Here is a 25,442-nt window from a genome sequence, read left to right as displayed (position 1 = left end):
CCTCAACGCTCCCACTGAACCCGGAGGAATTTATTATTGTGTGACCAGCCGTACGCAACGGTCCCGCCGCAGGCCTTGCGAAGCTCCCGCCCGATCCGCTGGGCCAGCTTTTCATCGGTTGTCGTAATCTCAAGCTGCCCGTTCTCCTCACTGAGGCTCATGATTCGATGAAGCGGATTGAGCTCTCTGGCCCGTTTCTCCTCGTTGGTAATGATGTGCAGGATCTCATCCCGATGCTCAGCCAGGAATGGGCCCTTGAGCGTCACCTGCCCGCTCGGGTAGCCGTCGCGTATTTTTTCACACGCCGGACAGAACACCTCTCTCACCGTTTCTGCTTTAAGAAGCTTGGCATAGACCGCCTCATCCTGATACCATCGCTTCCCCGTCGAGATGGCATGGCACCCGTGACATACCGCCATCTTGCCAAGAGCGCCCCTGGCCAGGTAAGAATCGGTCTCGGAACCCACGCTTTTCTTAGACGATGCGGTGTCGTAACGCCTGCGTACAACCATGGGTGTCTTCATCGATCTCTCCCTATAACGGGGTGCCATGTTCCAGGTGTCGGGTACCAGGTTCGAAGAACCTGAAACGTGGACCCTTGAACAAGGACCTTGGAACGCCGTGTTATTCAACCTCAATCGAGATCGCCTTCCGCTTTGCCTCCTCTGTCTTCGGGAGAGTAATGCTCAGTACTCCGTTTTTAAAAGCGGCCTTCACCTTATCAGCGGCAACCGGCGCCGGAAGCTCGACCATCCTGGTAAAGGCGCCATAGGACCGCTCAATAAGGTGGTGGTGCTCGTCCTTCTCCTCTTTCGCCTGCCGTTTCTCCCCCTTTAGGGTCAGCATATTCCCGGAGATGCTGATGTCCAGATCTTTGACATCCAGACCGGGAAGCTCGGCCTTGATAACCAGAGATTCTTTGGTTTCGGTTACATCCAGATGCGGAGTCCACCCCATCCCGGACAGGTCCAGTCGAGGCATCTCGCCCAAAAACCGATCGAACAGCCGGTCCATCTCTCGCCTGAACGTACTTAAGTCTCCGAATGGTGTCCACTTTACGAGCGCCATCGTCGCTCCTCCTTTCCTTGGAACATAGCGTTCAGCAATCAGCGCTCAGTCCCTCCGAAAGGGCGTGAGGAGACCCCGTTTCAGATCAGGCTGCTGCGCGTTCCGGATCCGCCTCGATCAGGGCTTGGTTTCGCTGACTGCGGTACAATTGGCACTGAACGTGTTCTATCGTTGTGCAGAGCTCGCGAAACTCCGCAATCGTGACGACCTGAAGTCTTCCATAGGGATGCGCTAAACAGTATCCCTCAATGGGATACCGGAAAACTTGAGTGGCCCGTTGCAGGTAAGGGCACGCCCGGCCTCGTTCTCCCTGCTCGTCAACAGCATCCAACACTCGTAGGTTCGACGGCGCACTCATCACCCTTCCTCCGCGATCAGTCAATCCTCACGATCCCCTGTTCAACGAGCCTGTCGCCTGGCCAACCTGAAATGCCTCAAGAAACCTTACCACCCGATCTGCAGCTTGCGTCACCTGAAGCTCCTCGGTATCAAGCACGAGTTCAGGGTGAAGCGGCGGCTCGTATATCTCATCGACGCCCGGTACGGTCGATCCCTTGCGGCCCGCTTGCCCATAGACATCGGCAGGGGCGTGGCCGCCATGCCGATCCCCCGCACGCGCCCGACAAGCCGGGAGCGACGCACGGAGAAAGATCTCGGCAAAGGCAGGGATCAGCGCACGGGCGACATCACGGAAATGTCGTTTGTGAGCAGTCGCATCGATGATCACGCTCACCCCCTCGTTGTGGAGCAGCCACGCCATGTAGGCAAGAGCACGATAGACGACCTCGCGTTCCTCGGCTGTATAGCGAGGTGAGGGGGTCACTACGCTGCGAATCTCATCGAGCTCCAACATCCGCACTCGCATTCCGCGTTCCTCCAGGCGTCGAGCGACCTCACGCCCCACGCTACTTTTGCCGCTTCCTGGAAGTCCTGTGAGCCACGCCACCCACGCCACCGCGATCTCCTCACACCAGGTATTGATTGAGATCCTTATGATCGAACTGCTCGATACGGAGCATCGCCCGGACGAACCGAAACAGTTTGACGCGTACCTGCTCCGGAAGGTCAGGGTACCAACGCGGGCTCGCGATGACAAGGGCCCGGAAGACATAGAAGAGTGGTATTACGGAGTTCAGTTCCAGATCGTGGGTCCGCTCAAGGTATTCGCCGTAGAAGAGATCAAACAGCTCCTGGAATGGCCCCTCCATGTGTCCTGACCGCAAGAGCGAGAAGAGGAGGAAATTGATACTGAGGGCCGCGATATCATCGGCCGGCTCTCCCCACTCCCCACGACTCCGGTCGAGCAGTGTAAAATCAGTCCCCTCTCGAAAGAGGATGTTCCAGGGGTGAAAATCGCCGTGAACGATGCTCAGGCGCTTGGCCTTTGCTTTCAGATAGTGTCGCCAAGCCATGCATCCGCTCTCTACAAGGTACTGCTGCTTGGAAGGGAGGAGAGGATAATCGACTGGGTACCCATCAAGGATCCCCATGATCCCCTCACCGTGGCCAATCAGATCTCGAATCCGACGGAAGTACAACTGGACATCCTGACCCTTTACCGCGTGAATCTTCGCCAGATATTCCGAGAGCGCCCTGGCGCGGTCGAAGTCGGAAACAGCTACATTCCCTTCGGTCCGAATCCGTTCGAGATCGACCCGATACGCGGTCCCCTCGACCTTCTCTACGAGGAGGAAGTACTCCTCTGCGCGCCCAGCCGATTGTAACTGCCCCTCGCGCGTGAAGAAACCGACATCAAGGCTCTTGACGTGGCGAGCGAGCTTCCCGTAGGCGTCATGCGCCCAGATCAAGGTGCCCGCCCTATCGGCCATGTGGTCGTGGCCGAAGCCCCGGCCACCTCGCATGGTGGAGAAAACATACGAACGGGGAATTCCGTCCAGGAGCAGGTCGATCTGGATCGGCTGGCCATAGCCGAACGCCTTCAGGTCGTGACCTCGCAGAGATCCGGACTCCTTTACGGCAAGGGTGGGCTCATCGCCCGTGAGCGGCCGAAGGGCCTGTACCTGTACGATGCCACTGAGGGCGGCTTCGAGATACTGGACCAACGCCTGGCGCTGCACCGTCACCTCACTCATCCCCTCTTCGCCGCCTCTGCGCCTTTCGTCACCGGGAGCTTCACGGTCAGGACGGGGCAAGAGGCGTGGCGAACCACCCGTTCGGCGACACTTCCAAGAAAGATATGTGCCAGCCCGGATCGTCCGCGGGTCCCCATCACGATGAGATCGATCTTTTCTTTCTCGGCATACTTCGTAATCTCGGCGTGCTCTACCCCGACCTGCACGTCACGGTGGAAGACCAGGTTCGGCTCCTTAACGCTCTCGACCAGCTTGCCCAAGCTATCCTCCGCATTCTTGACCAGGCCGTCGATGACCTGCCCGATATCGTACTCCGGCGTCTGAGGAGGGAAATAGATGACATGAAGAAGGTAGAGCTCGGCACCAAACTGGCGAGCAAGGGTCAGCGCATACTGGAACGCGTGTTCGGCATCATGGGAGAAGTCGGTCGGAAAAAGGATCCGTGAGATCTGCATTCGTCCCTCCTGTCGGCTATAATCACTGACCTTCCGCCCTTGCTAAAACGCCATACAGACTATCGGCCCGGTACTATCGCGCTGCACCTTCTATACACAATCTATACCGGATACCACTAATCGGCTAGAGCATCTGAATGCCAAAATAGGTCGATTGAGGGAATGATTGGGGTTTGCGGACGGCCATCAGAGCCGACCGTTGTTGAGGGTCACGCTGATGAAGCATCATCACCTTACCTCTCAGATGTCGATGCGCTTCACGTGTGAGAATCGCAGATCTGATCCTGATGGACCGGCGTACTCCATATACAGGTCAACAAATGTCCCTACATCCATCCGGGACGGAAGGCAAAACTGCCGGGCGTCATCTCAGCCATCCAGTCCTGTGACCTTAATGGCTTGTCCATTGCCGCGGTATCGGCAGGATCGATAGCGCTCGGTTGTACAGAAATCGCGATACTCGGCAACGCTGGGAATCATGAGCTTCCCATCCGGCCGACCTCGACAATAACCTGTGACCGGATAGAGCCAGTCGGTGCCGGCCCTCGCGAAGAAGGGACAGATCGGCTCTCCGAGCCCATGAAACCCTCCCCCTGGGCTCCCGCCATCCTCCCCTACTCTTCGCCCGTCGCCCATCCTCGATCGCCTTCCGTCGCCCCTACCAGCGCAGCCTCCGGCCTGTAGGCGCACAGCGGATCACTGCCATTCGGATCGCCGGTCTCAGCAAAGGCGCGGGCCCGCGACCCACCGCAGACCCAGCGAAACTCGCACATGCCGCACTTGCCGCCATACTGATCAGCGTCGCGAAGACGCGTAAAAATGTCCGAATCGCGATAGATCGTGACGGGACTCTGCCGGCGTACGTTTCCCGCCGTCACCGGCAAGAACCCGGACGGATAGACGTCCCCGGTGTGCGAGATGAACATGATCCCGTTGCCGTCGCGGATGCCGAACCCCCGTCCGATAGGCGTCTGCCGGATCGCGGCATCGTCCAGGCCTTCCAGACGCATCCGCATGTAGGCCACTCGACGAAAGTGCGGCGCCTCTGTCGCCTTGATGGCAAATGGGGCCGTCTTCACGATGTCGTAGATCCAGTTGTGCAACGCCTCGGCCTCGCTGGGCCTGATCTCGCGCAGTACTCGACCGCGCCCCGTGGCGATCAGATAAAAGAGACTCCATCGCATGATCCCCAGGTCCTTCAGCAACCGAAACACGCCGGGCAGCTCTGTCATGGTTTCCGGGGTGACGAGGGTGTTGATCTGCAGCGGGATCCCAGCTGCCCGGACAGCCTGGATGGCACGCATAGTGGTATCGAAGCAACCCGTGACTCCGCGAAACCGATCGTGGCTCATGGCCGTCGCGCCGTCGATGCTGAGCGACATACTCATCACGCCATTATCCGCCAAAACCGCGATCGCGTCCGGTGTGAGCAGCGGGGTACCGCTCGGAGCCACGGATACCGGCATCCCAATGCTTCTGCCGTGTCGCACCAGATCAAAGAAATCCGGGCGTTTCAATGGATCGCCGCCGGTCATAACCAGTTGTGGGGGCGGGTCCCCGAATGCCCGAAGCTCCGCAAGCAGCGCCCTTGCCTCATCCGTGTTGAGTTCTAACGGGTCGCGAAACGCAATAGCTTCAGCACGGCAATGTGTGCAGGCCAAGTCGCAGGCCCGCGTCAACTCCCAATAGATCAGCTTCGGGGCCTCCGCAAAGACCAAGTGATCAAATGCAGTAATAACAGGATACATAACTCTCCTTCGGCACACTGACGCCTGACCTCTTTCCCACCCAGACCGTGGTCCGGGCCCTACCTATCCGACTCTGGATCGGTCGATCCATTACCTTCACCCGCCATCCTCCCACACAACAAGGCAGCATCATATATGTAAGCATACCATATCAATACGCTGGATGCCACGGAGTCGAGCCGAATCGTTCTGATTGCTGAACCAGCCCCACGGCCATGGCAATCAATCCGGGAAGAGTCAGTATGGGGTTGCCGACCATCAGGCACATCCCGATTATTAACGCAATCCCGATGGCCGGGACCACAGTGCCCGCAAGAACCCTCTTTTCATCACCGCACTGCACGCATTCTCTCGCCGGCCCGCCCGGTGGTGCTGGGGCGGAGCAAGCGGCGACGTCGGCAAGCTGGCAGGAGACCGCGGTGTCCCGCTCCGCCCTGCACTGGCGCCGGCTAGAGCCCGGCGCCAGTCGCCCACACTTTACGGAAAACGTTTAGGGCGTAACGAACTCATGCTCCGGATGTCGAACGGTGAGGACCGGACACGGGGCTTGGCGAACCACTCGCTCGGCAACGCTGCCCATTGGTACGTTCCATGGGAACGCCCCGCCCGATGTGGGCGCAGGGGTACCTCGACCGTGTGTCCCCATCACGATGAGATCGACCGCCTGGTCTTTGGCGTACTGAAGAATCTGTTGGACCGGATGGCCCACCTGCGTCACAAATCGCACATCGAGTTGCTTCCGCTCCGTCTCCGAGAGCAGATTCTTCATCTGCTCGTTTGCCTTCTGCTCCCACCGCTTCAACCGCTCTGAGGTTGAAAGCCCCATGGTCTCGGTCTCGACCCCGAACGCCCAAGGCTGAACCGAGGCGTCCGGCAACACGTGCAGGACATGCACCGAGCCGTGGTACGTGGAGGCGAGCGCCCGAGCATACGTGAGCGCCACCTTCGCGGTCTCGCTAAAGTCTGTCGGCACAAGAATCTTCTTGAGTGTAATCATTGAAACCTCCTTTAGCCACCCGCCAGCAGCGGGAAAATGGAAGTTTCTCCGTTTCGCGGTGTTCAACTAGTTCCCCAGTGTAGTGAGTCATAAATCCGTCTTTATCGCACTCCGGCCAACTCTTGCAGGCGCCGCCAGTACTGAAGTCGCTCGGTCTGGGTGTAGCGTAAGATATCAGACGGACGGCCTTCCGTGTCGAACTGCTTCGCGAACCGGCCCTCTGTCCTGGCGAACGTCAGAAAGTCGATCACCTCTCCGGTGTGAGGCAGTCTATACCAGTCTTCGCCCATCGCCGGGTTACCTGCCAGGCTGAGTCGCTCTTTGATCCTCTCTCCCTTCCGTGGGTCGTACATAAAGAGGGGGAATGCCCGAGAATCGACCGCCAGCTTCGCCTGATGCGAGGACCGGTCGTCCGCTACGCCGTGCTCGGGCTGGCAGGTAGTGTAGACAGTGACTACGGCCGGCCCCGGGTACTCATTGGCCGCCATGATGGCCCGATAAAAGTGGTTGACGTGGGCCGCCGTAGTCTGCGCGACAAGAGTATCCGGGTGCATCATGGCGATAAGCGCCAGCTCTTTCCGCCGCTCCTGCTTGCCTGGCACCGTCTTGCCGAACGTAGCCATCTTTGCGTCCTGTCCGGTATAGGTCGCCGAGGAGGCCTGTCCGCCGGTATTGGAGTAGACCTGCGTATCCAGGATCAGTACGTTAATGTCCATCCCGGCGGCCAGCATCCTTGAGAGTGACTGGAACCCGATGTCGTACATCGCCCCATCCCCCCCGATGACCCAGAGCTTTTTGTCCTGCCACCCGCGCTGATTCCATTTGGCGCGAACACCCATTGCCATGGCCGGCGCGTTTTCGAACAGGGAGTTGGTCCAGGGAACCAGAAACGGGTTGTACGGATAGGTCGAGCCGTAGACCGTGTTGCACCCGGTCGCCGCTACGATTCCGATTGCTTCCGCGCCATAGACGAATCCGGTCGCGGCCAACATCATTCGGATCGCCGTCGCTTCACCACACCCCATACACGAGCCGGCGCCGCCAACGTAAAGGAGCGCCGCCTCCTCATGGAGCATCATATCCGCGAGCGCCCGCTCATTGATATACTTGCGTGGAGTGGCACCGACTTGTCGGAAGAAGTTAAAATAGTTTCGATAGCGTGGGATCGTCGTCTCGTCCTTCTTCACCATCGTGAGGGCATGATAGCCGAGGGTCCCGCAGACCTCGACGCACTCGGCGCACCCCTTGCACTTGGTCGGATCGACGAAGATGCCGAAGAGGGCACCTTCCTCCCCTTTCTTCTCGTAAAGCTCATAGTACTTTTTCGTCTCGCCCCACTGGGCCCGGATTGCCTCCCGCTCCCGGTCGTCGGTGATGCTGTTCAGCTCAGCCTCCAGACGCGACTTGGGAATGGCTTTTCCCAGGATGGCGGTGTCCGGACACTCCGTGACGCAGGCCATGCACCCGACACACCGATCCCGATCGAACCGCGGAATCTCCGGCGCAATGTAACTGAAGTCTCGCAGCGCGCCGGTCCCCGGCGGGATCAGACTGCGGGCCACCCCCACATCAGCCGGAAGTGTCTGTTCCCCTGTCCCGGCCGCGTACGCCCCGATGATCCGCTCGTTGAAGTCGCCCACGTACTGCTCAAGATCAAGCTCCAGAACCCCGGTCGGGGGCAAGGCGCTTTCGTGGATCTCCTTCTCAATCCCGCGAGCCTTGGTCCCGGCAGCCTGCTCGACGTGCTCCTCATCCAGAGGGTTATATGCTCGCTCTTGATCTGCCATGACGAAACCTTTCTTCTGTGCAGTCACAACTTCCCGGCCAGATCGGTCACCGAGAGGATGCCGATTGGTTTTTCGTGTGTCCCGTGCCTCTCGGTCACAACCAGCCGGTGGATCTTCCTGTCACGGAGGCATGTCGCAGCCTCAGCAAGCGACGTATCGTCCGAAACGCTGACGACCGGGCAGCTCATCAGGTGCTTGGCGGTGAGTCCCCGCCAATGCTTGAGATACGGCTCGACAAACCGGGCGTTGACGAGATCGGTGCGAGAGATGACGCCGATGGCGTCTCCCGCCTCGTCCACCACCACCAGGGCGCTGATGTCGCGCGTTTTCATCGTATCGGCTACTACCTGGACAGACGTCTCAGGTCCACACGTGATCACACCCCGGTGCATCCAGTCCCTGACCAGCTCCTCCGCCATTGCCACTCCTTGTTTGGTATAGTAGGTCGGGTTAGGTCGTCAAGGCCGTAACCCGACGGCTCACCGGAGGATGTCGGGTTACGCTACGCTAACCCGACCTACACAGACGAACTACTCAGAACGAGCACCCTATGCGACCAGCCCCAACCGCCGTCATCAGCTTCATTGGGAGTTCGAAGACCTCGGTATAGCCTCGTCTCACCGCCTCCAGATTATCACGAACGACCTGCTCACCACGCTTGCCAAAGTACTTCCGCAATGACCGCTCGACCGCCGAGAAGACCTGCTCCTCAGTTAGATGCTGCTCGCGGAGAAACGGTGTACAGCGGAGGAAAATTCCCAGGAGAACAATCCCCTGCATCCGTTGCTCCAGATCGGCGGAGCTGGCGACCTCGCGCGCGATCTTTACGGTATCCAGGGCGAGGACCCGAATATGCCGCTCCCGGACGATTCTCTTCGCATAGTCAGGGATCCGCGCCCAGACCTCTTCCGGCGTCGTCTTGTCGGTCTGGATAAAGACCATCCCCTCTTCCGCCAAGCCGGCCAACGGGTTGCCAAGATTGAAGGCATTGATGTCGTTGAGAGGCACGAAATCGACCTGCGCGAGTTCGCAATGGGTGCGGATCCGCTCCTTAGCCACAGTCAGATAGTAGGTGGTAGGCAGGCCCTTCTTCTCGGAACCGTACTTCGGGTAGGCCTGAACCTTCAAGCCGAAGAGATCGCCCACAATCGTGGCGATCACCTTGTTGGTCGTCACCGATCCGAAGCCACCAACCGAATGGCCGCGCATTGAGAAGGCGCCGGCCGGCTTGATCTTCGGATCCTCTGATGGCGCAAGCGCCAAGTCGTGCTTGATCCCCAAAACAAAGTAACGAGATCCACCATCGTCCCGTTGCATATGCTCGATAGCAGCCACGAAGTGACCGGGACGGATATCCCGACTGCCCAGCCCGGCTGAACCGGAATAGATGATCGGCATCCTGTCAATCGTCGGGTACCCCGGAGTGCCCGTCAGCGCATCGGCGAACGCCGCCTTAATCTCAGCAGTGAGAGGGTTTGACTGAGCGGTGGGGTTGTCCATCCGCTCGATGATCGCCATGGCCTTCAGGTGCTTCATTGCCTCGACGATTTGCGGGCCCGGAAACGGGCGAAAGCAGGTGACATGCAGCGCGCCGGCCCGAACGCCGCGGCGGGCTCGGAGATCATCGACGGTGGCCATGGCGGTCTCGACCAGCCCTCCCATCCCCACGATGGCATAGTCGGCATCCTCCAGCCGGTACGCCTCCACCGGACCATACCGGCGGCCTGTCAGGGAGTAATACTGCTCCATCACCCGCTCGACAATCGCCGGCAGTCGATCGTAGAAGAACCGCTGAGCAATCTTTCCCTTCATGTAACTGTCCTGATTCTGCACGACACCGCTCATGATCGGCTTCAAAGGATTCATGAGATTGCGCAGGCGCGTGCCGGCATGCGGGTCGCCGATGAATTCCTTCATCAGCTCCGGTTCCGGAAGCAGGAGATTCTCAATCGTGTGGGTGGTGAGGAAACCGTCCTGGACCGTCATGAACGGGGTCTCCCCCTCCTCGGCAACGCGGCGGGCGATGAGCGCCAGATCAGCCACATCCTGAGCATTCTTCGCGAAGAGCATCCCCCAGCCGACATCCGCCACGGCCATTACGTCATCGTGACCCGCGTGGACGTTTAAGGCCTGAGAGGTCAGGGCGCGAGCACCGATATGAAAGACCGCCGGGAGCCGCTTCCCGGCGATGGTATAGAGGACCTCCTTCATCAGGACCAGCCCCTGACCGGAGGTAAAATTCGAGACCCGCCCACCAGCCAAGGCAAACCCCTCGCACGCGGACGCGGAACTATGCTCCGACTCAGGCTCGAGAAAGAAGAGCGGCTCGCCCCAAAGGTTGCGTGTGCCGTTCGCAACCTCCGCTTGGTACCCGCTTCCCATATTGGTGGAGGGGGTAATCGGATAGGCGCAAGCGCCTTGCGTAATATGCGAGTCGACCCAGACGACTGCAGCCGAGCCGTCTGCTGTGGCCGGGATGCCTGGAAAACGAAAACGCTCGCTGGTCATGATGCCTCCTCTCCCCGGACCAGTATCTCGAGCAGATCGGTCTCGGTCACGATCCCAACCAGTGTATTGCCATCCACCACCGGCAGGCAGCCGATCTTTTCGCGGACCATTACCTTTGCTGCCTCCCGCGCAGTCGTCGTAGGGGAGGCCGTAATCAGCTTCCGCGACATGACCTCCACGACCTTCAACTCGTCCATGAACTCCTCGCGTTCACTGGTCGTCAAAGGCGACTTCGAGGAGGGGGCGGCCTTTCGAAGATCGCGATCGGTGACGATCCCAACCAGACGCTTGCCGTCCATCACGAACAGATGGCGGATGTGATGCTGATCCAGCATTCGTTGAGCCCGGCGCAGGGAAGTGCGCGTGTCCACGGTGATCAGCGTCCGATTCATGATCTCCGAAAGCTGCGTCATCTGTTGCTCCTCACCATAAGGCCAGCCCACGGGGGCGCTTGCCGACAGGCACTCGCCCTACCGTTGTCTGGGAGAGCAGGTTGATCACGGAGATATCATCCGATCCGGTGTTGGCCACAAAGGCGTACCGCCCGTCGCCCGAGATGACGATATCATGCGGACGGGTCCCTACAGGGATCGTCCCTACCACAGTGCTGGTTCGCGTTGAGATGACCGACACGTCGTCCCCACCCGTATTCGTCACATAGATGTAGTGGCCGGACGGCGTGATGTCGGCATCGCTTGGCTCCTTCCCCACGGGGATGGTCGCCACCACCTGATGATTTGCCATCTGGATCACGCTCAGGTTATTCGAGCCCCTATTCAGCACGTACGCAAAGGCCCCACCAGGGCCGAACACCACGTGATGCGGGTCGTCACCGACGGGGATTCTACGCAACGACATCTGAGTGGCGGCCTCGATGACGGTGACGGTGTTTGAATCAGGACTGGAGACCAACAGATACTTGCCATCGGGAGAAATCTCGACGGCATAAGGTCTCACGGCGATCGGTAGCTCGGCTGCGACGACATTCAGCGATAGGTTCAGCGCAGCGACGGAATGGGACCGCTCGCTGGGAACATAGGCGTGGCTACCATCCGGGGAGATGCCGATCTTCGTGGGTGCTTCTCCCACCGGAATCATCGCAACCTTTTTTCCGGTGGCAGTCTCAATCACCGTAACCCGGCTGTACAGACTGTTGGTGACGTAGGCATAGGTCGCGCCAGCTCCAAAAACCGTCTGGCCCTCTGGGCCGGTCGCATTGGGCACCGTGGCCAGGACAGCGTGGGTGGGTAAGTCCAGAATCCAGACCTCAGCCGAACGGCCACACGTGACAAAGGCGCGACGGCGATCCGGGCTGATTGCGACATGCTGCGGGCCGGAGCCCACAGTAATGGTGCCGGTCACCTTCATTGACTCAAGATCGATCACCGAAACCGTATCCGAGCCCTCATTCGCGACGTAGAGCGCCTGCGTGCCGCGCACACCTGCCCCGTGCGCAAGCGCAGCCGAGCGAACGATCAGCAGTGACGCTATCGCCAGGATACCGATGGTCACGACACGCCGGACTGCCGTCATGCTACCCCTCCCCTCTCTCCTGCCGGCCTCCATTCTTGAGCCTGCCGCTCCATTCCTGCAGTCTGCTGCCTGTTGGAGGTAAGAGCAATCCGGATAATCTGGTCGAGCTCCTCAAGATCAACAGGCTTGAGCAGATAATAGAAAACGCCATGCTGGAGAACCTGGCGACCCGCTTCGAGCGACCGGTCGCCGGATACGACCACCAGGGGTAAGCGAGGCCGAATCTTTCGGAGGATCTCCACGGTCTTGACGCCGGCGGACTCGTCGATCGAAAGATCGATAATTACCAACCCGACGTTCTGCTCGACAACAGTGAGGAGAGCATCATAACCTCTCTCGGCAGCAACGGCCTCATACCCCTTCGCCGACACACGGCTGAGGATCTGCTGCCGAACCGATAATTCCGGCGTAACGATCAAAACTTTTCGCTGGTTACTCATAATAGTCATCCGATACGGCCTTTTCATTTTTTGAGGAGCAATACCTGGGCCAACGATTCTACAAGCTCTGCTGCCCAAGCACGTTGCCTAACTTATTGAAATGATGAGATCCCTTTTCCAGGAGGTCGCTGATATCTAAAGGCATGCTCTGGCGCCCCAGTACCAGGGTGGGAGGAACTGTCCCAGTGAAAAGTCAGAGAAGGAAGGTAACTACTTGAAAACTAAAGGAAAGGCATTTGGGACACGTATGCCCCAGGAAGAAACTGGATGTCCCAGTAGCAGAAGGGAATCCGACATACCCTCAAACGGAATCTAGGCCCCTAAACCCTTTGGGACGCCAGCAACTGCGTCAGGGCCTCTCGATCGACCACCTCTTTTTCCAGCAGCAGCTTGGCCAACGCGTCCAACTCACCGCGTCTACCGGCAAGCGTCTGCTCGACTCGGGTGTGGGCATCAGTCAGAAGCTTCCGGATCTCCTCATCAATCGCCTGAGCAGTCTGCTCGCTGTACTCCCGTATCCTTTGAGGTCTCTGGATGTTGAGGAAGGAAGTGCGCGGTTCTTCGAACGTCGCCAAGCCCAGATGTTCGCTCATCCCGTACTGGGTTACCATGAGGCGTGCCATATCGGTAGCCCGCTGAAGATCATCCTGCGCCCCGGTAGAGACGTCCCCAAAGACAATCTCTTCGGCCACCCGCCCCCCCAGGAGCACGTCAAGTCGATCAAGGATCTCGGCCCTTTTGAGCAGGTACCGATCCTCCGTGGGCAACTGCTGCGTGTAGCCAAGCGCGGCCACGCCACGAGGAATGATGGAGATCTTCGAGACGCGATCGGCACGAGGGCGCGACTCCGCCACCAAGGCATGGCCGGCCTCGTGGTAGGCGACGGTTTCCTTCTCTGCGGGATTCATTACCCGGGTCTTCTTTTCGAGGCCGCCCACGATCCGGTCGATCGCCTCATCGAAGTCCGCCATCACCACCGCATCCCTGCCCTTGCGCGCAGCCAACAGCGCCGCCTCATTCACCAGATTGGCCAGATCGGCGCCGACGAACCCCGGGGTTTTCGCGGCGATGGCCGAGAGGTCAACCTCCGGTGAAAGCGTGACCGGCTTGACATGCACCTGGAGGATCTTCTCCCGGCCCTTGATATCGGGACGGTCGAGGGCCACCTGTCGGTCGAAACGCCCGGGGCGGAGCAGGGCCGGATCGAGGATCTCCGGGCGGTTGGTCGCGGCCATGATGATCACGCCCTTGTTCGTGTCGAAGCCGTCCATCTCCACCAGCAGTTGGTTGAGGGTCTGCTCGCGTTCATCGTGTCCGCCCATCGGGTTGAGCCCGCGAGCCTTTCCGAGGGCATCCAGCTCATCGATGAAGATGATGCAGGGGGCTTTTTCTTGAGCCTGAGCGAAGAGGTCCCGCACCCGAGCCGCCCCAACCCCCACGAACATCTCAACGAAATCCGACCCGCTGAGGCTGAAGAACGGGACCCCTGCCTCCCCGGCTACGGCCTTGGCCAGTAGCGTTTTCCCGGTCCCTGGGGCCCCGACGATCAGCACCCCTTTGGGAATCTTCCCCCCAAGCCGACGGTACCGTTCGGGCGTCTTCAGGAATTCGACGATCTCCATCAGCTCAGCGCGCGCCTCGTCGATCCCCGCCACATCGGCGAAGGTCACGCCGGTCTCTTTCTCCATGTACACTTTGGCCTTACTCTTGCCGATCGCCATCAGACCGCTCGCCGGTCCCCCGACTCGCTTCATGAGAAACATCCACACACCAACGAAGACCAGGGCAGGGAGCACCCAGGAGAGCAGGGTAATAAACCACGTGCTCTCCACCTCGCCGGTGAATCGCACCTTCGAGGCCTCCAGGTCCTGGATCAAGGTCGAATCGCTGACCCGGATGGTCACGAATCGATGTTCCTCACCGGCCAACCGTTGAATCTCCTCCACCTTCGTTTTAGGGAGGAGCCCTTCCAGCCCCTCCCGCTTCAGCCGCCCGGAGATGATACGCTCACCGAGGGTCAGGTCTTCCACCTTGCCGGCCTTCAGGAGGACCTTGAAATCGCTGTACAAGAGGGTCTCAGTACGGCGGGCTATCAGGAAATCGTGAATCCCCAGCACAAGCATGAAGGCAGCCACGAAGTACCATAGAGCAAACTGCCGTTGCTGCTTTTCCATCGCGCTCACTCCCTAGACCAATCCCCCAACACCCTCCAACGCACTCTCAAACCCATGATCCAAGGCCGGCACACCGGAGTCATTGCGCATGTGTCAAGCGATTCGGCTTACTTGTCCTCGGCAGGGTGGTGCTCTTGAGGCTCGGACCCTGATCCCGAGGGTGTCATCCCCTGCTGGCGCTGCATCATCATTTTTTCCATCATTCCGTCCATCATCTCATCCAACATGTTCATATGTTTTTTCATCTCGCGTAGATGTTTTTTCATCTCAAGCATGGACTGGTGCTGTCCCTTCATTCCTTCCATCATCTTGCAGTCCTGAGCCGTCCCCTCCTGCATCTTCTGACACATCTCCATCATGCCCATACCCATGCCCGACATCCCCTGTTGCTGCATCCCGCCCATCTGCTGATCCTGCTTCATCATGCCCATACCCATACCCGGCATCCCCTGCTGCTGCATACCACCCATTTGGTGATCCTTCATCATCGCACAGGGCTGAGACTGTTGCGCCGACGCGGCCCCTGCCGTGATCAACACTACGGCTGCCGCCAATGCACCCGCACACTTCACACGATTCATGCTTATTCCTCCTTCTTCCGAGAGGGGTTCTCAATACATCGATACCAGCCGGTCTCTCCGCTCAACATACACATCTCAATTGCCTGCCGACACTCAGGATTGTGATCGCAAGAATGACATTGCACAATCCCCTTGACAGTTCCTGCCGCCAATCAAAGATTAGCATACTCACATTTTACTCTACTTTCGATTTGATTGCTCGCCGCAATATGGCTCACAGTTTGCCACAACTTGCGACTACGACGAGCCGCCTCACGGTCACACGAATCGGTCAGCGAGGCTTTACGGCCTGATCGTCACTGTGTTTCGCAGTTTACTGCAGCCTGCTTCTCGCTGTGGCTCGAGATCAGGATCATCTGCTTGACGAATTCGATGACCCGAGAATCGTCGATGTCGTTGTGATCGTGGATCAGTCGCCCGTCGACATAGACGACGAGATAGGGGTTGCGACCAGCCGAGTTGGTGGTGCGTTCCAGTACCACGTCACCGAACGTAATCTTGCTGCCGGGGGCGTCGCAGACCCAATCAGTTCTGGAGCGCTCGAACATCCGGAGGCTGTCGGCAATGCTGGAGGCCTTGAGTTCCTCGCGTTTGCGTTCCTTCGTCGGGTAGAGGCGGTGGGTACGATAGGGTTCAAAATGGCCAACGGCGCGGACATTGGCGTCATGTTCGCTGATCGTTTCCGTCTGACCGGTCGCCGTATTCCGGCGCTGGCGATCATGTTCTTGCTCAAAGATGGTCGAGAACCAGCGCCCGAACGGAAAGGCGTAACGGGTTGCGGCATCGGCCTCGGAGGTCAGCACCAGTACCACCGGCAGTTGTGAGGGGAAATAGGTGGGCCGCTCGGCAGCCATGTCGCTCATCGGTGTGAACAGATTGGCCTCGAACGCCGGGTTGATCAGCACCACCAGGTTGCCGAATCCCTCGACGTCACCCTTGCTGCCGGCCTGGGCGGTGGTCTTGATAAAGCGGTTTTCGAGGATCTGGGCAAGCGCGGTGTGCATCACTGCGCCGCCAAAGCTGTGACCGACGACCACGAGCCGGGTGTTGCTGCTGCATAGCGTGTCGTCGTTTTTGCGCTCCGCATGTTCGCGACATTCCATGCTGTCCTTGCTGAGCCTGATATCCTCCAACTGGCTCAGGGCCTCGGCGACCCCGCCGTACCCAACCTTCTGGGCGGTGTTTTTACGGTCCCAGAAGGTCACGTTTTCAAGATATTTTACCGGTAACGAGCCGCCGCGCCAGCCGAAGTAGATGCCGACCACTTGACGGGCTGGGGTGTTGGCAGCCTTGGCCAGATGGGCCTCGGTATCGCTCAGATTAGCTAACACCTGGCGGAAGGTGTTGATGTTGGCATCACCGGGTGCGGCGCTGTGCTTCCAGCCGTGCACAAACACCACCATCAGCAGATCGCGGGTTCCGGCCTCGGTCCGGAGTGTCATCAGGACATCGTCCATCTGCGTGCGATCCCAAAGCTGGCCCTGGTCGTCGAATTCAATGAACCCGAGCAGGTAGCTGGAACCATTACCGCTGGGTAGGCGTTGCAGTGCGTGGGTCTCACACTCGGGGGTGGGGTTCGGCTTCGGGCTGATGCACACGTCCGGGTGGACGGTACGGTATTGCATGTGCGGGGCGCAGGCCGTCACGGCCAGCAGTGCAACAACCAGAGTTGCGATTGAGGCGGCTGTTGTTTTCATAGGCTTGTGCTCCCTCCCGTATCCCTGGCGCGTCGAGATTGACGCTTGCAGAAATAGTACGCCGGTGCAAGTTAAGCATCAATCCTCTTCTATATAGGCAAGGGCGGCATACGAACGTCGATCTTTGCGCAAAGCCGGTGTACAGTCATCAGCCTTGAGAGATGTCTGATCACTTTAAGGTTCCCTTTCGTGAGGAGTCTGTAGTATAGCAGTTCGCGTGAGCTGGCGGCTGCGCCACATCTCGTAGATCACAGGGATAATGACCAAGGTCAGGATGGTCGAGGTCACCATCCCGCCGATCATCGGGGCGGCAATCCGCTTCATGACATCGGCACCGGCCCCATGACTCCACATGATGGGAAGCAGGCCGGCCATAATGGCCATCACCGTCATCATCTTGGGGCGCACCCGCATGACCGCTCCCTCAATGATCGCCTCGTACAGATCCCGAGCGCTCGCCATCTTCCCCTCTCGCACCCGCCGCTCATAGACCTCATCCAGATAGACGATCATGACGACGCCGGTCTCTGCCGCCACCCCGGCCAGCGCGATGATCCCAACCCAGACCGCGACACTCAGGTTATAGCCCAAAAGATACAAAAGCCAGATCCCGCCCACCAGCGAGAATGGAACCGACAGTAGCACGATCAGACATTTGGCCAGTGAACCAAAGTTAAAATAGAGCAGAACGAAAATGATGAGCAGTGTCAATGGGATGACGTATTTCAGCCGCTCCTTCGCCCGCTCCATATACTCGAACTGACCGCTCCAGAGTAGGTGATACCCTTGAGGCAGCTTAACCTTTTCGGCGACAACTCGCTGGGCCTCGGCAACATACCCTCCGATATCCCGGTTGACCACATCGACATACACGTAGCCGACCAGCTCAGCGGCCTCGCTGCGGATCAGGGTGGTGCCGCTGGAGAGTTTCAAATCGACAAGCTGGGTGATCGGAACTTGTTGACCCATGGGGGTCGACACCAACACACGCTTGAGCCCTTCCAGGCTATCGCGGAAGCCTCTGAAATACCGGACATTGACAGGGAACCGCTCACGCCCCTCAATCGTTGTTGTGACGGTGCTGCCGCCGATAGCAGTCTCGATAACGTCTTCTACGTCGGTCACGGTGAGGCCATAGCGGGCGATCTCGTCCCGCTTGATCTCGAAATCGAGGTAGTAGCCGCCCGCCACACGCTCGGCCAGAACGCTCCGCGTTCCCGCAACTGGCTTAAGCGATGCCTCGATCTCCTGCCCTATTCGCTGGATCGTCTCCAGCTTCGGGCCAAGCACCTTGATCCCGATTGGAGTCCGGATGCCGGTGCTCAGCATGTCGGTCCTTCCCTTGATCGGCATCGTCCAGGCATTGGTCACGCCAGGAACCTGAAGGGCTTTGTCCAACTCATCGATCAGCTTCTCCACGGTCATCCCCCGCCGCCACTGGGCCTCCGGCTTCAGGTTGATCACCGTCTCGATCATCTCCAGGGGCGCCGGATCGGTAGCGCTTGTCGAGCGGCCTCCTTTGGCAAAGACCGACTCGACCTCCGGGAAGTGCTTGACGATCCGGTCCTGGATCTGCAAGAGCTGGGAGACCTGGGTGATCGAGGCGCCGGGCAGGGCCGTCGGCATGTAGAGGAGGGTCCCCTCGTACAGCGGCGGCATAAACTCTGACCCAAGCTTCATGAAATCCGGGATGGTGGCCAGCAGCGAGAGGAACGCAACAGCGATAGTCGCTTTCCGCCACCTGAGCACGGCATGGACGATCGGGTTGTACACCCAGATCAGGAACCGGCTGATCGGGTTCTTCTGCTCCGAATGGATCTTCCCGCGGATCAGCAGAACCATCAGGAGTGGCACGAGGGTCACCGAGAGGAGAGATGAAAAAAACATCGCGAAGGTCTTGGTGAAGGCCAGCGGTCGGAAGAGCCGCCCCTCTTGAGCCTGCAGGGTGAACACCGGAATAAAGGAAACGGTGATGATCAGGAGCGAGTAGAAGAGCGGCTTGCCCACCTCCTTGGCGGCCTCAATGATGATCCGGTTTCGGTCACTCCCTGGGGCGGCGTGCTCCAGACGCTTGTGGGCATTCTCGATCATCACGATGGCCGCATCAATCATGGCGCCGATGGCGATGGCGATGCCGCCCAACGACATAATGTTTGAACCGAGCCCGATATAGTACATGGTGATGAACGACATGAGGATGGCAATTGGCAGGGTGAGGATCGCCACAAGAGCACTGCGGAAGTGGAAGAGAAAGAGGATGCTCACCAAGCTGACGATGATGCTTTCCTCAATCAGCTTCTCCTTGAGGGTGGCGATAGAACGGTGAATCAGGTCGGATCGGTCGTAGGTGGCAATGATCTTGACACCCTCCGGTAGTGAAGGGGTGATCGTCTTGATCTTCTCCTTAATCCGCTGGATCACATCCAGGGCGTTTTCGCCATACCGGATCACGGCGATTCCGCCGGCCACGTCGCCCTCGCCGTCCAACTCGGCGACGCCACGGCGGATGTCGGGCCCAAGACCGACCCGGCCGATGTCCCGGACCAGGATCGGCGTCCCGTGGTCATCAGTCCCGACAACGATCGCCTCGAGATCCTTGAGGGATCTGATATACCCCAATCCGCGGACCATATACTCCCGCCCGCTGAACTCCACTACCCTGCCACCGGTATCGTTGTTCCCTTTCCGGATCGCCTCTACCACCCGATCCAGTGAGAGTTTGTAGCCCAAGAGGGTTGTCGGATCGATGGAGACCTGATACTGCTTGACGAACCCGCCGACGCGGGCCACCTCGGCCACGCCTGGAACTGACTGCAGCCAGTGATGAACGTACCAATCGTTGACCGTCCGGAGTTGAGCCAGATCGTGCCGCCCGGTCTCATCCATGATGGCGTACTCAAAGCCCCAGCCCACCCCGGTGGCATCCGGTCCCAGGATCGGCGTCACACCCTGCGGTAATCGCTCCTTGACTCCTTGCAGGTACTCGAGGACACGCGATCGAGCCCAGTACAGATCGGTACCATCCTCGAAGATCGCGTAAACGAAGGAGAGCCCGAAGAAAGAAAACCCGCGGACCACCTTCACTTTCGGCGCTGAAAGGAGGGCAACCACAATCGGATAGGTGATCTGATCCTCCACGAGCGTCGGACTTCGCTCTGCCCACTCTGTTTGAATGATGACCTGGACATCGGATAGGTCGGGAATGGCATCCAAGGGCGTGTGTCGCAGCGCCCAGACCCCCCAGGCGACAGCGAAGACGGTGAAGAGGCCGATGACGAATCGGTTAGTGGCGCTCCACTCGATCAACTTCGAGATCATGCTGGCTCGCTCCTCACTTCTTCGGAGCCATCCCCATGCCGGACATGCCCCCTACCACACCAACGGCGGCCTTAAGCTGGCTCTCGGAATCAATCAGGAAATTTGCGGAGGTCACCACCCGCTCGCCGGCCGAAAGACCGGCCAGAATCTCGATATAGCCCTCCACGCGCGCGCCCACCTTCACGTCCCTCGGCTCGAAGGTCCCTTGCCCCTTGTCGATGAAGACGAGCTGTTTCGTCCCGCTGTCCAGGAGCGCCTCGTCCGGCACGACGAGACGTTTGCCAAAGGGGATCTTCAGTTCTACATTGGCGTACATCTGCGGCTTCAGTTTCCAGTCTTTCGTGTTGGGAAACTCGAAGCGGACCTTCACCGTCCGGGTTTTCTCCGTCAGGACAGGGTAGATGTAGCTTACCTTGCCGCGAAAGAGCTCTCCGGGGTAGGAGGCCAGTGTCACGCTCGCCGCTTGGCCAAGCTTGACCACTGGAACCTCGTATTCGTAGATCTCCCCCTGGACCCAGACGGTGGAAAGATCGGCCACCTTGTACAGGTTCTCACCGGGCATCACCTTCTTACCGCGAACAGCCATCTTTTCGATCACGACCCCATTGATGGGCGAGTAAATCGTCATACTCTTGCGTGGCGTCCCTGTTCGCTCAAGATCGGCGATCTCCTCGTCGCTGATATCCCAGTACTGAAGGCGCCGCCTTGATGCATTGAGGAGCGTATCGCCTCCAGACGCGATGTCGGGGAAGCGGCTTTTGCCGAGCGTCTCCTTCGCCCGCAATGCCTGCAGGTACTCCTCCTGGGTTGAGACCAGATCCGGACTGTAAATGGTGAGGAGCGGCTGCCCCTTCTTGACGGGCTCCCCGGTAAAGTTCACCAGCAGGCTCTCGATCCACCCCTCGATCTTGATATTGACGTCGGCGAGGCGTCGTTCGTCGAACTCCACCACCCCAACCGTCCGAATCGTCCGCTCAATCGACCGGTATTCGACTACGCCGGTCTTCAGCCCGATCAACTGCTGTCGCTCCGGGCTGACCATTACCGCTCCAGGGGCTATCTGCATCTCGGACGCAACCGGCGGCTTGCCCTGCGCAGCAGGGGTCGATGCCGCTTCATGTCCGGCATGATCCCCATTGCCTACGGCCTGGGCGATCGGCTCCCGAGGAGGCGGCGTCCTGCCGCTCAGCCGCTCCTGGAGTCGCATCCCGCCGCCATACCACACGATGAAGATTGCGCCGACGGCGGCGATCACAACACTCCAGGCGATGACCCACCTCATCCGTCGTATCCGTTCTTTCATGGAGTCCTCCTCAGTATCCCGAGGCGCCGACAACCCACTCCAACTTCGCCAGGCTTGTCTGATACTCTCCCAGCGTCCGATAGTACTCCTTCTCAAAATTAAAGAGCGTCAGTCGGCTATCCAACAGGGTGAGAAAATCGACCTTACCCACCTGATAGCCGGCAACAGCAGAATCCAGGGAGAGTCGGGCCTGTGGAATCAGGCCGGTCTCCAGCAGATCAATGAGCTTGTGTCCCTTCTCGATATCAGCCACCAATTCCTTCACCATCGAGACCACCTCGTTTTTGGCGGCCTGATGCTGCTCCCTAGCCGAATTGATCAAGGCCGAGGTCTCTGCAACCTGCCTGTCCTGTTTGGTTCTGAAGTACAGGGGGATGTTGATTGAAAACCCCGCTGAGAAGAAGTCAGATCGCCTAACGATAGCGGAGTCTTCCCGAAAGGCATAACCCAGGCTCATCGTAAGATCCGGGAAGTATCGCTTCCTGGCAAGCGCATTGGCCGCCTTGCTCCGCTCGATCTCCTCCTGAAGCCCCTTGAGCAGCGGCCGGTTCTCCACGGCTCTGGCCTGGAGCTCCGCAAGCTCCATCGGCAGTTCGCCCTTCGCCACCTCCTCAGTCCGACCGAGCGGCGCTTGGGGAGGCTGGTTCAGAATCGCATTCAGCCTGGCGCCAGCAGCCTGACGGCTCTGTTCCAACCGGATCTGCTCGTCCAGCAATTTCGACAGTTCCACCTGCGCCTTCAGAACATCCTGCTGAATCCCCTTACCGACACTGTATTTCGTCTCAGCGATTTTGACGAATTCTCTCAGTAGCTCACGGTTTTTCTCTATAATCTCCAGTGAGCGATCGATGGCGTACAATCCGTAGAAGACCTCTTTGACCCGCCGCACAATCTCGTTTCGTTTATCCCGATACACCAAGCCAATCGCGTTGGCTTCCCGTTGGGCCACCTCGCTTCGTAGGTCCAACTTCCCGAAGAAGGGAAGCGCCTGAGAGATACTGAGCTTCTTCATCGTCATATCGTCCTGGGTAAAGCCGAAAGAGCGGGTGGGGAGGTTTTCAATCTCAAAGCTCAGCATCGGGTCGTCAAGCGACCCTTCCTGGGAAGGACGTTCTCGCGCTGCATCCCATTTCCTCTCTTCAGCTCTGATCTCCGGATTCGCAGCGAGGGCCTCCTGGACGAGCGGCTGAAGACGGAGCATCTCCTCCTCTGCAACCGCCACTCCTCCCACTCCAACATTTACAGTGCTTGTCACAAGGATGAGAAACCCGATTCTCAATAGTCTGGTCATCTCCACCTCTCCATTTTCACGCACAATCCTGCCACTCAGCCGATAATCCCGATTAATCCGACATCAAGTAATGTCTCAAGTAATATCTAATGTTTCTAGCGTATCCTATTATGATAATGGCGCGAGAGACGCCGTTGTCTCTCGTTGATGGGTGCTTCGTTACTTCACTATGACCCTTCCATGAAGGATCTTAGCGTGGGGCTGATGGACGTGATACTCATAGGTTCCAGGCTGATCGAAGCTCACCGTCACGGTCCCTTCGATCCAGACTTCGGGGTGCGGGGCGCCTAAGCCCTCTGTAAAGGCCATGTGCGCCTTCTCCCCCGAGGCGTTCCTCCATGTCACATGATCCCCTCGATTGACCGTGATATGGGCCTCCCTGAGGGAACCCAGCAACACCACAACCTCCTCGTCAGTGGCGAACGCTGGAGAGAGGGCCATCGGAACCAGAATCAGTAGGCTGATCGTCACAACAATGATGCGGCGTATTGTCATGGTGCTCACCTCCTCCTAGACGAGTCCCTAGGGGTTACGGTCTTAGAGTAGTTCCCAAAAATCCTTCAGGGCATGACACCTCATGCGCCGCCCTGATGGATAAATGGGTAAAGCTGAAGTTCTAACGAGCCGTCAGTTAGAGTAAAGCAAACCGAGGGGGTTTAAGGAGAGCAAAAGCGGGGGCCTGGGGAACAATGACCAATGGTGAGAGGGCAAAGAGAAGCACGTTCATCAGGATTACAAGCTGGAAGACCTTGGGGAGATCAACAGTACACAGCATAGATGGAGTACCCGTCGATCCGTGTTGCTCGGCCATACCGCAAGGCATCATGCACAAGGCTACGGCGAGACACGCTATCAGAACGATCTTCATGCCGGTCTTTTGATGGGCTATCGCTCTCACGGACATGTTCCCCTTTGTTACAATCTAGAGCCTCACCGTGCTAAAAGCAAGAGGTATGCCAACACAAATATTCGCCATTTGGCGTATTGACTGAAGTACATATCTACTGTAGACTGCCAAAATAGTATCGCTAACCGCGTACATCGGTACAATGGATCTTAAAGTGATATATTCAGCCTTTTAATACTCTATAATGGTGCATAGAAGCCATTCATATGGATTTCTTTACGAAAGCCCCTTCATCCTACAGGAGCCGCTTCGTCAGTTCTCAACAAATGTTGGCACGTTTTCGCGACCGCAAAGGAGGTGGTATCCCGTTGGGTGTATCTGGATATTTGGGTGAAGGCCCCGCGATATCGGCGGGTTAACATTTGAGGAGGAATCCTATGAAGAAATCGACACTGCTTTCTGCTCTAGCGGTCTCGCTATTCGTCGCCGCGCCGGTCACGCCCGTCATGGCTGATCCGCCCGATCCGATCCGGGCCGCAATCGATGCCGGCGCCGACCGCCTCATCGATATCCAGAATCCAGACGGAGGATGGGACTGGCGCGTCGGCTTTACCGATTGCGGCGGATCCTGCCCTAACCTTTTCGGCGTGACCGCGCTCGGCCTCGTTGATGCCTACCGTGTCACGCACGACAGCGCTCAACTGGCTGCTGCAGCGCGTGCGGCAGACGCGCTCATCGCGAAGCACGCGGCCGGGCCTGTCTGCGACAGTAACCCTTCGACAAGCGCGGATCGGCCATATACGGTGGATACATCATTTCTAATGGACATCTCCCATCTTGGAAGGGTGGGGAGCATCGTTGGCCCCGCAGGCAAAAAGAACTATCGGAATGTCGCCAAGGCGTGGTTCGCTTGCGTGATGGCCGACTTCCCGTCCGCCGCCGCACGCGCCGATAACCGCATCAGCGGCCGCATTAGCCAGGGCTTGAATAACCTCGGCGCGTGGGATGCATCGTTGGATATACGCGCTGCGATGGATGTACACCAACGCGCCTATGCATTGGCCGAAGCGCTCCAGGTCATCGCGCGTGCCTCCGACTGGGATGTTGTCGATCCGGATTGTCCTGGCTGCGAGAACCTGTCCAAAGGTCTCTTCCTCGCAGCCACCCACGAGCTGCAGGGCGATCCGACAATTCGAAGTACCCGCAATGCCTGGAAGGGCCAGCTCCTTGCCGCACAGTCGCTGGATGGCTCCTGGGGAGGCGATACGCAGACAACAGCTTATATAGTCATGGGTCTCGCCGAGACCAGTCAAGGCAAACCGACTAGGACGGCGATCAAGGCCGCTGTCGGGTTCCTCTTGACCCAGCAAAACTCCTTGGGAGGATTCAACGCCGGCACCACCGATTCCACTGAGTATGGCGAAGTGGACGGCGAAGTCCTCCAAGCGCTCTTCGCCGCCGACGAGGACGACTGAAAGACACAAGTTTCAGTGTGTCCTGAAGCCTCCGCGAGAGATGAGTTCTCTCGCGGAGGCGTTTGGGCTGATTTTCGTGGAATGCGGATTTAACGAAACTTTCGTTGACGAAGCGGGAGGGGGAGCA

General features: G+C 58.6%; 23 protein-coding genes. 1 reads left to right on the top strand and 22 read right to left on the bottom strand.

The genetic code is table 11. The annotated features are described in order from the left end of the window. Positions 1-2: 2 nt before the first annotated feature. From PHV01_RS00770 to PHV01_RS00665, 22 genes are all read right to left on the bottom strand, one after another. Positions 3-524 (bottom strand): BCAM0308 family protein, encoded by a 522-nt coding sequence (locus PHV01_RS00770; RefSeq protein WP_337289228.1) that lies wholly within the window; start codon positions 522-524, stop codon positions 3-5. A gap of 100 nt (positions 525-624) precedes the next feature. Continuing rightward, on the bottom strand, positions 625-1,068 hold the full coding sequence (locus PHV01_RS00765; protein WP_337289227.1) for an Hsp20/alpha crystallin family protein: 444 nt from the start codon (positions 1,066-1,068) through the stop codon (positions 625-627). Between the two features lie 85 nt (positions 1,069-1,153). Further along, positions 1,154-1,426 (bottom strand): hypothetical protein, encoded by a 273-nt coding sequence (locus tag PHV01_RS00760; protein ID WP_337289226.1) that lies wholly within the window; start codon positions 1,424-1,426, stop codon positions 1,154-1,156. A 27-nt stretch (positions 1,427-1,453) separates the two neighbouring features. Then, entirely contained in the window at positions 1,454-2,023 is a 570-nt protein-coding gene (locus PHV01_RS00755) for an adenylyl-sulfate kinase (protein ID WP_337289225.1), read from the bottom strand. Between the two features lie 10 nt (positions 2,024-2,033). Beyond that, complete coding sequence (locus PHV01_RS00750; RefSeq protein WP_337289224.1) at positions 2,034-3,161, bottom strand: phosphotransferase; 1,128 nt, start codon at positions 3,159-3,161, stop codon at positions 2,034-2,036. Further along, entirely contained in the window at positions 3,158-3,616 is a 459-nt protein-coding gene (locus PHV01_RS00745) for a universal stress protein (RefSeq protein ID WP_337289223.1), read from the bottom strand. The genes PHV01_RS00750 and PHV01_RS00745 overlap by 4 nt, the downstream gene beginning before the upstream one ends. Positions 3,617-3,985: 369 nt before the next feature. After that, a complete protein-coding gene (locus PHV01_RS00740) occupies positions 3,986-4,252 on the bottom strand; it encodes a hypothetical protein (RefSeq protein ID WP_337289222.1) in 267 nt (88 codons plus the stop codon). Beyond that, positions 4,231-5,364 (bottom strand): TIGR04053 family radical SAM/SPASM domain-containing protein, encoded by a 1,134-nt coding sequence (locus PHV01_RS00735; protein ID WP_337289221.1) that lies wholly within the window; start codon positions 5,362-5,364, stop codon positions 4,231-4,233. The genes PHV01_RS00740 and PHV01_RS00735 overlap by 22 nt, the downstream gene beginning before the upstream one ends. A gap of 490 nt (positions 5,365-5,854) precedes the next feature. Continuing rightward, a complete protein-coding gene (locus PHV01_RS00730) occupies positions 5,855-6,361 on the bottom strand; it encodes a universal stress protein (protein ID WP_337289220.1) in 507 nt (168 codons plus the stop codon). Between the two features lie 101 nt (positions 6,362-6,462). Next, complete coding sequence (locus PHV01_RS00725) at positions 6,463-8,148, bottom strand: thiamine pyrophosphate-dependent enzyme (protein WP_337289219.1); 1,686 nt, start codon at positions 8,146-8,148, stop codon at positions 6,463-6,465. A gap of 23 nt (positions 8,149-8,171) precedes the next feature. Then, positions 8,172-8,567 carry a CBS domain-containing protein gene (locus tag PHV01_RS00720; protein WP_337289218.1) on the bottom strand — a complete coding sequence of 132 codons (396 nt, stop codon included), beginning with the start codon at positions 8,565-8,567 and terminating at the stop codon, positions 8,172-8,174. Between the two features lie 115 nt (positions 8,568-8,682). Continuing rightward, positions 8,683-10,656, bottom strand: a complete 1,974-nt coding sequence (locus PHV01_RS00715) for a 2-oxoacid:acceptor oxidoreductase family protein (protein WP_337289217.1) — start codon at positions 10,654-10,656, stop codon at positions 8,683-8,685. Next, complete coding sequence (locus PHV01_RS00710) at positions 10,653-11,069, bottom strand: CBS domain-containing protein (RefSeq protein ID WP_337289216.1); 417 nt, start codon at positions 11,067-11,069, stop codon at positions 10,653-10,655. The genes PHV01_RS00715 and PHV01_RS00710 overlap by 4 nt, the downstream gene beginning before the upstream one ends. 10 nt (positions 11,070-11,079) lie before the next feature. Beyond that, a complete protein-coding gene (locus tag PHV01_RS00705; RefSeq protein ID WP_337289215.1) occupies positions 11,080-12,189 on the bottom strand; it encodes a beta-propeller fold lactonase family protein in 1,110 nt (369 codons plus the stop codon). Next, complete coding sequence (locus tag PHV01_RS00700; RefSeq protein ID WP_337289214.1) at positions 12,186-12,629, bottom strand: response regulator; 444 nt, start codon at positions 12,627-12,629, stop codon at positions 12,186-12,188. The genes PHV01_RS00705 and PHV01_RS00700 overlap by 4 nt, the downstream gene beginning before the upstream one ends. A gap of 320 nt (positions 12,630-12,949) precedes the next feature. Beyond that, positions 12,950-14,803 (bottom strand): ATP-dependent zinc metalloprotease FtsH, encoded by a 1,854-nt coding sequence (gene ftsH / locus PHV01_RS00695; protein WP_337289213.1) that lies wholly within the window; start codon positions 14,801-14,803, stop codon positions 12,950-12,952. 107 nt (positions 14,804-14,910) lie between these two features. After that, positions 14,911-15,384, bottom strand: a complete 474-nt coding sequence (locus PHV01_RS00690; RefSeq protein ID WP_337289212.1) for a hypothetical protein — start codon at positions 15,382-15,384, stop codon at positions 14,911-14,913. A gap of 296 nt (positions 15,385-15,680) precedes the next feature. Further along, entirely contained in the window at positions 15,681-17,081 is a 1,401-nt protein-coding gene (locus tag PHV01_RS00685; protein WP_337289211.1) for an esterase, read from the bottom strand. 174 nt (positions 17,082-17,255) lie between these two features. After that, complete coding sequence (locus PHV01_RS00680) at positions 17,256-20,399, bottom strand: CusA/CzcA family heavy metal efflux RND transporter (protein ID WP_337289210.1); 3,144 nt, start codon at positions 20,397-20,399, stop codon at positions 17,256-17,258. A 13-nt stretch (positions 20,400-20,412) separates the two neighbouring features. Continuing rightward, a complete protein-coding gene (locus tag PHV01_RS00675) occupies positions 20,413-21,702 on the bottom strand; it encodes an efflux RND transporter periplasmic adaptor subunit (RefSeq protein ID WP_337289209.1) in 1,290 nt (429 codons plus the stop codon). Positions 21,703-21,712: 10 nt separating this feature from the next. Further along, complete coding sequence (locus PHV01_RS00670; RefSeq protein ID WP_337289208.1) at positions 21,713-22,993, bottom strand: TolC family protein; 1,281 nt, start codon at positions 22,991-22,993, stop codon at positions 21,713-21,715. A 159-nt stretch (positions 22,994-23,152) separates the two neighbouring features. Beyond that, positions 23,153-23,488 (bottom strand): hypothetical protein, encoded by a 336-nt coding sequence (locus PHV01_RS00665; protein WP_337289207.1) that lies wholly within the window; start codon positions 23,486-23,488, stop codon positions 23,153-23,155. A gap of 789 nt (positions 23,489-24,277) precedes the next feature. Between PHV01_RS00665 and PHV01_RS00660 the strand changes: the two genes are divergently transcribed. After that, positions 24,278-25,315 (top strand): hypothetical protein, encoded by a 1,038-nt coding sequence (locus PHV01_RS00660; RefSeq protein WP_337289206.1) that lies wholly within the window; start codon positions 24,278-24,280, stop codon positions 25,313-25,315. The last annotated feature ends 127 nt before the right edge of the window (positions 25,316-25,442 follow it).

The sequence above is a fragment of the Candidatus Methylomirabilis sp. genome (assembly GCF_028716865.1).
Classification (GTDB): domain Bacteria; phylum Methylomirabilota; class Methylomirabilia; order Methylomirabilales; family Methylomirabilaceae; genus Methylomirabilis.
This window is presented reverse-complemented; position numbering and strand designations above follow the sequence as displayed.